The organism is Stenotrophomonas sp. P5_A9, from assembly GCF_056400525.1.
On the sequence record NZ_JBFULC010000096.1, the window covers coordinates 1 to 9,230 of the forward strand.

Consider the following 9,230-nt stretch of genomic DNA (forward strand, 5'->3'; position numbering starts at 1 on the left):
GCGTTAAAGTGGCACATGGCTATCTGCGCAAGTTTCCAAACGGCCACCCGGTGCGCACCGATGCCGAAGTCAAAGCGCTTCCTGGATGGAAAGCGTCTTGCAAAGGGGACGCTTTCATCGAGGAAGTGCGTTTCCTCAGAGGAGCAGGGGTCTTCTTCTCGGCCCCGATTGATCTTGATTTCGCTATGATGCGGCAGTTTCCAGATGCCTACGGCGCCACTGAGCAGCCGTTGGAAGATGGCGATGACTTACTCGGTGCGGTCTTGGGAAAGAGTGGAATCGCCAAGCACTACGGACCAAAGTCGCGCAGTCTGTTTCACGACTACCACCGCCTGTTCAAACTCGCCAGTAAGCCGGTAGCGCATCTTCAAGCCTTGGCCAACCTGACTGATGAAGATCTGAGAGCGGATGCCCCCAAGACCCTGAAATACCTCTGTCAGCGTGTGGTCACCATCTTGGCGGCAGACGCGGAATGATTACGCCAGCTCAGTGGAGTCCGGTTGCCATCGAGATGTTGGAGCCCGGCGCAAAAGCGGCGATTACGGCTCTTCATGGCAACAGTGTGGTCATTGCTAATCCTGGATCAGGGAAGACCGAGCTTCTCGCTCAGCGCGCCGACTTTTTGCTCAGGACCGGCACGAGCCGCTATCCAAAAAGGATCTTGGCGATCTCGTTTAAAACCGATGCGGCGCACACCCTGCGTAGGCGGGTGAGGGATCGCTCAGGACTTGACTATGCCCACCGTCTCAACAGCATGACGTTCGACGCCTTTGCGCGTCGAATTATTGCGATCTACCGGCCGCTTCTGACAGGAAAGGATCGCCTGGACCAGGGATTCAAAGTCGGCACCGTTCGCGTGAAGAGCGTCCAGGTTGCGTTCAAGGAGTTGGTGCCATTGGCGCAAAATCTCATCGAACAGCATCCGATGATCAAGCGATCAATCAACATCGCTTACAGCCATGTATTTTTGGACGAATTTCAAGATTGTACAGGTCCACAATACAAGCTGATCAAGACGTTGTTCAAGGATACGTCAACCGCGATAACCGCTGTCGGAGACGCGAAGCAAAAAATCATGGGCTGGGCAGGGGCGCTCGATGGGGTGATGGGAAAGTTCGCTGATGAGTTTCCGGCAGCCATTTTGAGGCTCGTGCAGAACTGGCGATCTGCGCCAGCGATCCGTCGCGTGCAGAACCGAATGATCATGCAGATGGAGCCAGGTTCGGCGGTGGCAGAAAGCGATATCGTTGGTGACGAGGGTAAGGTCTATCTGTCTCGGTTCGCTGACGAATTGGCCGAGGCTGCACAAATTGCAGAGAAGATCGAGGAGTGGATCGCTGACGGCATTGCGCCGCACGAAATTGCCATTCTTCACATTCGCCAGAGCGCTATGTTCAATCAGGCTATCGACGATGAACTGGATCGTCGAGGTATTCCGCGCCGAAACGAGCAGGAGTTGCAAGATCTTACCTCAGAGCCTGCCACAGAGCTCGTGGTCAATCTGCTGCGCGTCCTTAGCCCTAAACCTGCCCCAGACGCATATGCATCGCTTCTCTACGCTTTGACTGCACAGGACGATGACGATCAACGCGACTGGGTGAGAGTGCTCAGTCGCGCACGAGATAGCGTTGCTCAGGCGCCTGCCGCTGAGCAGGCGGAGTTTGCCTTTGAGCAATCGCAGGTTGTCATGGCGTTGGTTCCCATATCAACCCTGCTATCGCTGTCAGCTGATTATGATGCGTCGCGCTTAGCTGAAATTCTGGGGAAGGTCTACGAGGTCCTTGGCGGCTTCATTCATCAGCATGACGATTTGGATCAGGCGCTGGCAAGGTTCCTAGACGAAGGTTCGGTCCGAGTCATGACGATCCACAAATGCAAAGGTATGGAGTTTGAGTGCGTAATCTTACCCTGCACCGAGCTTGAGACTTGGTGGAGCAAGGACGGTCAGGACGAAAACAGAAACGCGTATTTCGTCGGTGTTAGTCGAGCCAAGCAGAACTTGGTAGTGACGTATGCGGATCGAAGGAGTGCGCCTGATGGGGCGAGCCAGCATTGGAACCAGGGGCGGCGTCCTCAGGCTGAATTTGTTGGGTATGTGCTAGATGGCGCACTTCCTCTGTAATATCCGAGTTAATTCGCTACGGAAGATGAGTGTGCAGTGGCCTTGACGATTGCTCGAACTGCCCTATCTTGAAAAGAGGGTAGATATGAAAAAGACATTTCAGCAGAGGATTAGGAAGTCCATTCAGGCCAATGATGCGGTGGCCGCTGCCCACCTGTGTCGGGCACAGCCTGATGTCGATGAGGCCGCTCGTGAAGCCATCTTGGAGGCTATTAGGCTTGATCAAGATGCAATCATTGATGTCCTTTTACCCTTGTTGACAGCATCTTGGAAGCAAGAGCCCTTGAAGACAGCAGCCAAGCTCGGCAAAGTTGACTTGGTAAGAATGCTGATGCCGTATTGTGATTCCGAAGATGACGCCGCGCTTTGCCTAGCGGCCAGGCATGGCCACCTCGAATGCGTCCAACTGCTTATCAGGTCATGTAACCCCTTTCAGCGTGACTCGCAGGCATTGTACGAGGCATCACTCCATGGCCATCCTGATGTCGTCTTTCATCTGATTTTAGGTTCGGATGCAAAGGCTAGGAATAGTCGAGCATTGATCGCGGCTTGCCGGGAGGGGCACTTGGAAGTGGTCAAGCACCTGTTGCCATTTTCATCAAAAATTCAGTGCGCACAGTATGGCTTCTCGGCTGCCGCAGAGAATAACCATGTTGAGGTGATTGATTACTTGATAGGGGCTGGACTCCCCGATCCGGAAGACACCTACTCAATGGGTCTTAATGTCGCTGCTGCCAAGGGGCATGAGAGCCTTGTGCGGAAGCTACTGTGGGCAATTGTCAAAACGGGGCATGCTCCGCGCGACTTTGGATACAAGGCCATGCTCGCTGCGGCAACCATTGGTCATGCAGAGATCGTCAAGTCGCTCTTGGAGTTTGCACACAAAACAGCGGATCCGGAGCTCGGATTGTATATTGCACTCCAGAATTGTCATGATGAAATGGTGGATGTTTTGGTTCCCCGAGCCAACTTGGATCTTGTGCGGGAATTGATATCGGATAAGGAGACCTATGCCAAGCTAGATGAGTCGATTGCCAAGGCTGCTGCTCTCAAGGAGCGTCGAGAGCTCGATTCCAACGAGTATGGGAGAGCTCGCGAGCAAGCGAAGGTCTCTACCCCCGCGATCCGCCAAATGACCCGTCCCCCTCGACTTTGAGAGTATTGCCTTTGCGTCCAGAAGCCGTGCGCCGATTCACAGCGYCACATAGGTAGTGTTCTCGGCTTTCCTACCATCGGGGTCTTCCCATGACACCAGCGCATTGTAGGCCGTAGGACTTCCAATATAGATGGCGGCGAACAGGGAAATTGAAGAGCCTGGTTCCAACACGGGGGCAGGGAACTTCGAGTCGTAGTCTGTGCCTGCAATAGGATCGTGCTCATCCTTCCCTGTGAGGATCTTGACCTGAACATTTCGAGCCTGTGCCGATCCAACATTTGTAACCCGGAAGCGATAGTGTTTATTGTCGCGGTAAAGATCGAGCTTCACGTGTGCGCCGCCTTTGCCCTTCTCGCTAGCCAGCAATAGTTCGAGCTGCTTCTCGTGTAGTGCTGCGGTGGCGACGTTCTGGCGGTGTTGCGCGCTTTCCAACTGATCCATTCGCTTTCGCTGACTGCTTTGGCGCACGAGCGCCAATACGGCTGGCACTATTGCGAGCAATGCGATTAGGAGCGTTAGAACTTCCACATTGCTCATGAACGATTCCTTGTCTATGAATGCGCGCCGCTTAGTTGGCGCTTCGCTTAAGGATACATCTTTGCCTCCTCGCTCAACCGTTCTTTGAACTGTCCGCGCACGTAGGTTGGTAGAGCCACTGACGGCTGATACTGCTCCAACGCTTCAACTTGGATCCTCCGTACATTGGCCGCTGACTTGTGCACGTAGTTCTCTTGGAGCACGGGCGCTCTCTTGTTGAGCGAATGACCTGTGATCAAGGCGATATGCTCGACTCGCACGCCCTTGGCATCCAGTTCAGTGGCAAGCGTATGGCGGAAGGCATGGGAGCCAATGCCTTTTCCGAAGCCTAGCTCTTTCATATATTTGCCGAACTGATTGACGAATCCTTGGCTATAGCGGCCGTTGGGCTCTCCGGTCTCGCGACAGATGCCCGCTGACAGGTTGGGGAAGAGGCGAGGGTGCCCGCAAGCTTTGATGTCGGCTAAGAAGTCCAGGAAGCCTGCCTCAATCAGGCTGCTGTGGATGGGCACTTTGCGGACGGCACTCTTGCCTTTGAGCTTCTGCCGAGAGCGTTTGCCGGTGCTCCGCGCTAAATCTGCATCCACTGTCTTTTGGATCGAGAAGCACCAAACCCCTTGGTCCTGGACGATGTCGCTGGCTTTGAGCTGGGCAATCTCGTTGATGCGGGCACCTGTGTAGAGCGCGATCAGCGGACACCACAAACGGTGCGGATACTTTTTGGCCCACGGGATAAAGGTCTCAGGAGCAAAAATCTTCTGGATTTCCTCCTGGGAGAGCAGTCGCTCTGGCTCTTCTGGATCAACGACAAGATCTTTACGAGGGGCCTTGAACGCGGTCATCGGCGAATGCGGGATGGCTCCGGCCTCGTGCAGCGTATTGAAGAAGGCGCTCAATAAACGGCGGTGCAATTCAAGCGTTGCATTGGCGGGCTGAGTTCTGCCCAGCGCCTGCCCCTTCGCGATCAGTCCTTTGACATCGAGCTTCTGATAGGCGGGGTTGGACATGAAGTCTTCTGGAGCCCAGCGCAATAGGTCCCACATCTCGTAGATATGCGTGTGATTGATGCCTGCAACCGAAATATCGCCAGTGACCCGTTGCAGGATCGCAAGCGTCCGGCGATATGCATCAATGGTTGTCTGCTCGCGATTTTGCCGTTTTTTGTCGTTGAGGAAATCTTCTGCTTCTTTCGAAAGAAGCCGAGCCGGGGTTGCCGGAGGCAAAGGCTCTGGATAGCGCGTGCCTGATCGGCGAAGCCGTCTTTTGCGCTCATGGTCGTCTAGCGTCGCTTGGACGAGGTTCTGAAAGTAAACGGCGCCTGCTTGGCTGGTAATCCGGATGTTCCTAAAGCTTGATTTGCCGTGGCTAACTTCTTCGATAAAGAGATCGCCGAATGGCTCTTCGATGTAATTCGCCAATTGAGGGTTTTGAGAGAGCATCTACTATCCGATATGAGGAGGTAGATCTTTGATAAGGCAGCACGATTGTTCGTCAATCCAAAATCGAGACAGAATTTGCGTCCGGAAGATTGCCTAAGTCATTACGTATTTCCGTGCTGTTAGATGGTAAAAAGAATAATTAGTTTCATCTTAAATATTATTAATTCCTCAGTAATTGCAAGGCATCTGGCTTATGCCTGCCCAAATATCCATAGACGTGCTTATAGTGTTTAAAAGTAACAAATTGGGGAAAAGTGAGACATTTCGCACACCTCAAAAATGAATGTAGAATAAATGGTGGGCGCTTGCCTTAAGTAATCTATCTTAAGAAGGCAGTTAGGCAATCAATTTCCGCAGGTTCCACCACATCAGGCGCACGCGCGTAGCGGTCTCGGAATTTGAGACATAATTGGGATGAAATGCCTAGGCGGACACGGCGCGCTCCCACTGCTCTTTCATCCACAGGAGTTCTAGATGAAGATCTTTATCAGCTCACTTATTACGGGCATGGAAGCGGAGCGAGCTGCCGTCAAGCACGCGATTGAGCTTCTTGGCCACCAGGCCATCAGAGCTGAGGACTTTGGAGCCGTGGCGAGTTCTCCGCAGGTTGCATGTCTCAATGGCGTGCGCGAGGCGGACCTCGTCATCCTCGTTCTGGGTTCTCGCTACGGGACCAAGCAAGCGGGAGGCGTCTCAGCCACGCACGAGGAAGTGCAGGAGGCGCGCAATCGGAAGCCTCTCCTTGTATTTGTGCAGTCCGGTATAGAGTCGGAAGCGGATCAGGCCGATCTGATTTCAGAGATCGGCAAGTGGCAAGGTGGTCAACTCTGGGATGGATTTAGCTCACCGGATGACCTAGGCCAAAAGGCGACGCGCGGCATCCATAAGTTCCAGCTGACGCAAGCCGTAGCTCCCCTTGATCCAGCGGGAATGCGCGAGCGGGCTCTGACGCTCTTTCCGCAAATTGAGCGCGGCTATCATCAAAGCGGCGCGGTCTTGCAGCTTGCCGTCGCTGCCGGGCCTGACACAACGGTGCTTCGTCCTGCTGAGATGGAAGCCGGGGCGCTCATAGATGCCATGCAGCAACAGGCGCTTTTCGGAAAGCCCGCTGTCTTTGATCGGAGCTTAGGGATGCAGGCAGGCTTGTCCGGCGAGTCGCTTGTCTTGGGCCAGAAAGGCCAGCGTAGTGACGGCGCGTCCGTTCGACTGTGGCCCAACGGGGATCTCCTGATCAGTTTGCCTGTTCCGCCACCAGAGTGCGGCATGGGGCTATCGGTCGTCGTAGAAGAAGATATCACCGGAAAGCTTGAAGCTGCGATCAGCTACGCCGTGTGGCTTCTGGCTAATATCGACCCAACCGAACGGCTTAGCCATGTCGTTCCTGCGGTGCGGCTGCTCGGAGAGCATGCAGGTGCTTGGCGGACCCGGGCGGAACAAGAGGCGAGTCCAAACAGCATGCAAGTGCCCTGGCGGCAGGGAGAGCACCAGGAGCCCGTCCTCCTAACGCCAGCCCACCAGGTCAGACAGGCGCTAACGATGGACACGCAACGCATTGTGGAGGACTTGATCGTGCTCTTGCGCCGTCGTTGGAATGGTTAGTTCGTCAGTCGAAAATAAAGTTGTAGAGCGTATTCATCAAGATCTTCTGGCAGGAAAAGTCTCCCGATTGCGGTATGTTCGATTTGGCAATTGGCTGAGCGCTCGCGGTGGTTAGTTGCACGCTGATGCATTTCTTCGGATGAGGCGCTCTTGCTTTCAAATGTCCAGCTTGTGCGGTTGGGTGTCTATTTCTTATTGCCAGGCCCGCGCCTAGGGCCTTGCGGTTTCTCTGATCCCAGCCCTGCTCCGTCATCGCTTAGATCGGTTTGGCGCGGAAGATGGGCGGAGTCATCCGGGATCATCACATTCGCCGTCCTTACGGATGTCTTAGTTCCTAATGGTGAAGAGTTAGGGCCAAACGGCGTTGGGTTCGGGCCGGGTCTGGTTTTTGCGCTATAAACGGGCATGTGTTCAGCTAGAATATCCACTGCTTTGCGTGCCTTGGTGATGTCATCTAGGATGAGCCAGCCTGTAATGGGTGTTGCTAGCTCGTCCGCGCCCTTCGTTAGCAATTGGTGGAAGAGAACGTTACCGAGTATTTGCTGATTAGGAAGAACCAAGGGCGACCACAATCCTCCCACCGTTTCCTTCCATCCTTTCGGAAAGCTCTGAATATTGTTCCCCCATAGATTTACGCATGCTTTCACAATTACAGCCTTTTGTGCGCTAATCAACGTATATGTAGGCTGGTGATTCGTAATCGCGCTACAGCGAATTTGATTGCTCTCGTAAACCAGATAATGTAACCAGTGTAGGTTTGAAAAGACTGGATTTATATTGGGGTCTGCTAAGTCATTTAGTATATCGAGCCCGTAATCAGCAAGTCTCAGGAACTGTGGTTCAGGTAGCTTTGGTGGGTTTGCTCTCGCTGGCGAGATATGCCTGATTGAAAACGTTCCGGCTCCCTTATCCATTTTTGCCTGAAATACGGAGAGGCGAAAACTGCCATCCGGCATGCAAATGACCAGCGCGAAATCAGCCCCGCGTCCTGGTTCTGTCATCAGCCCGGTGCCGCTTTTGGCATATCTCACCCAAAGGTGGTGTGGTGAGGGAGCGGGCTGGTAGGCTAAGCAGCAGAATGGAGCGACTGCCGTAAAAGCACCCAGGATAGCTGCGGTGATTGTCTCTTCATCATGATCCGCTGTGATGTTATTTTTTTGCAGTTCAAGCAGCGCCATCTGGAACGTAGCCGCCAGCGCATTCAATGTCGAGTTTGGCGGAACGCCGAGTTCGGCTTCTATCCAGTTTTTCAGAGGTTGCACGTTGACGGTCCTTGTCCACTTTTCTTTGAAGACGAACGGCTCGCTAGCTCTTTGAGAGCAGCGCGACTAACTTCTCACGAGCGTAGTAGTCTGCCCATGATCGGTCAATAGGCTTGTCTGGTGTGAAGATGGCGCTGGCAGATTTTCGCCAATTCTTTGGGAGTTCAAAAGGCGTAATCGCCGCACGGTAAGCGACTTCCGGAGGCGTGTCAGCATCTTCAATCCACCGAATAAATTGCTCTTTTTCTTCTTGGCTGCCTGTATCAAAGGTATGGTTGAAAATTTGGTCCATCACGTGTCGGTGCTCGAGGTGCGACATTGCAATTCCATCCCAATGCGCTAGAGCTGACGACAACTTAGGGAAGTAATGTGTCGATGCACCGCCATGCATGGCTTGAGTCAACCAGCCTTTTTCGCTCTTCTCGTTCGAAAGTGCCACTCCCAACTGGCTAAGCCTTGCTTGTACTCTTTTTCTATCCACCTTTATCCCCTTATTTTCCATTAGGCTAACGGGGTTTTGATCTTCGTCAACGATTGGTGGTTTTACATGGCGGGCATCCTGGTAAAGTAACAGAAGTTTTCTGCACCCGAAGCGTTCGTGATGCTCGGTTCTTCTTGTTCAATCAGGTGCGAGCGTGAACCATAACAGGCAACAAAAGCACTATAAATAAGGTGTTTTCGAGCTATTGCGCTTCTCAAATCTTGAGCCATAACCAATGGACTAAGACACTGGAAGCCTTATGACTATCGAACACACACGCATCAAAACTTACAGCCGAGCTAAGGGTCATTCCGCCCTCGCAGCCGCCGCCTACCGGGGCGGATTCTTGCTCACTGATCCCAGATCCGGCGTCAAACATGACTACCGGGGCAGGGCTGGAATCATCCAGGCCTGCTGCGTGGCTCCCTCTGGGGCGCCCGCTTGGACTAATGACCCGCAACGCCTCTGGGCCGCAGCAGAGGCGGCAGAGCGCCGCCGCAACAGTACCGTTTGCCGTGATTTCACCATTGCCTTGCCGCACGAGCTCGATGACCGCGAGCGTTGGGACCTGGTTCTCGACATCTCGCATGCACTGATCAAGCGATATGGCTTTGCGCTACAAGCGAGCCATCAC

At 53.6% G+C, this 9,230-nt stretch carries 8 protein-coding genes and 1 pseudogene; 5 read left to right on the forward strand and 4 right to left on the reverse strand.

The features are described from left to right. The 3 genes and pseudogenes from AC1DR7_RS19245 to AC1DR7_RS19255 form a co-directional block, all read left to right on the forward strand. Positions 1-476, forward strand: a pseudogene (locus tag AC1DR7_RS19245) (ATP-dependent nuclease); the annotation flags it as partial. Beyond that, positions 473-2,122, forward strand: a complete 1,650-nt coding sequence (locus tag AC1DR7_RS19250; RefSeq protein ID WP_478076623.1) for a UvrD-helicase domain-containing protein — start codon at positions 473-475, stop codon at positions 2,120-2,122. The pseudogene AC1DR7_RS19245 and the gene AC1DR7_RS19250, both read left to right, overlap by 4 nt. 85 nt (positions 2,123-2,207) lie before the next feature. After that, entirely contained in the window at positions 2,208-3,278 is a 1,071-nt protein-coding gene (locus AC1DR7_RS19255) for an ankyrin repeat domain-containing protein (protein WP_478052280.1), read from the forward strand. 36 nt (positions 3,279-3,314) lie between these two features. Here the strand turns inward: AC1DR7_RS19255 and AC1DR7_RS19260 are convergent, their stop codons facing one another. Further along, entirely contained in the window at positions 3,315-3,815 is a 501-nt protein-coding gene (locus tag AC1DR7_RS19260) for a hypothetical protein (RefSeq protein WP_478076624.1), read from the reverse strand. Positions 3,816-3,862: 47 nt separating this feature from the next. Next, on the reverse strand, positions 3,863-5,254 hold the full coding sequence (locus AC1DR7_RS19265; RefSeq protein ID WP_478076625.1) for a site-specific integrase: 1,392 nt from the start codon (positions 5,252-5,254) through the stop codon (positions 3,863-3,865). A gap of 474 nt (positions 5,255-5,728) precedes the next feature. Here AC1DR7_RS19265 and AC1DR7_RS19270 point away from each other — a divergent pair, with 474 nt between their 5' ends. After that, positions 5,729-6,853 carry a DUF4062 domain-containing protein gene (locus AC1DR7_RS19270; RefSeq protein WP_478052436.1) on the forward strand — a complete coding sequence of 375 codons (1,125 nt, stop codon included), beginning with the start codon at positions 5,729-5,731 and terminating at the stop codon, positions 6,851-6,853. Positions 6,854-7,038: 185 nt separating this feature from the next. Here AC1DR7_RS19270 and AC1DR7_RS19275 read toward each other — a convergent pair whose 3' ends face one another. Continuing rightward, complete coding sequence (locus AC1DR7_RS19275; RefSeq protein WP_457321160.1) at positions 7,039-8,115, reverse strand: hypothetical protein; 1,077 nt, start codon at positions 8,113-8,115, stop codon at positions 7,039-7,041. Positions 8,116-8,158: 43 nt separating this feature from the next. Next, a complete protein-coding gene (locus AC1DR7_RS19280) occupies positions 8,159-8,617 on the reverse strand; it encodes a hypothetical protein (protein WP_457321158.1) in 459 nt (152 codons plus the stop codon). A gap of 238 nt (positions 8,618-8,855) precedes the next feature. Between AC1DR7_RS19280 and AC1DR7_RS19285 the strand changes: the two genes are divergently transcribed. Further along, positions 8,856-9,230 (forward strand): MobA/MobL family protein (locus tag AC1DR7_RS19285; protein ID WP_478076626.1); only part of this gene is annotated, 375 nt, incomplete at its 3' end.

Excerpts from the sequence above, each read along its gene's own strand:
- AC1DR7_RS19255 (WP_478052280.1), top strand. The coding sequence starts at position 2,208 with ATGAAAAAGACATTTCAGCAGAGGATTAGGAAGTCCATTCAGGCCAAT.
- AC1DR7_RS19270 (WP_478052436.1), top strand. The coding sequence starts at position 5,729 with ATGAAGATCTTTATCAGCTCACTTATTACGGGCATGGAAGCGGAGCGA.
- AC1DR7_RS19250 (WP_478076623.1), top strand. The coding sequence starts at position 473 with ATGATTACGCCAGCTCAGTGGAGTCCGGTTGCCATCGAGATGTTGGAG.
- AC1DR7_RS19280 (WP_457321158.1), bottom strand. The coding sequence starts at position 8,617 with ATGGAAAATAAGGGGATAAAGGTGGATAGAAAAAGAGTACAAGCAAGG.
- AC1DR7_RS19265 (WP_478076625.1), bottom strand. The coding sequence starts at position 5,254 with ATGCTCTCTCAAAACCCTCAATTGGCGAATTACATCGAAGAGCCATTC.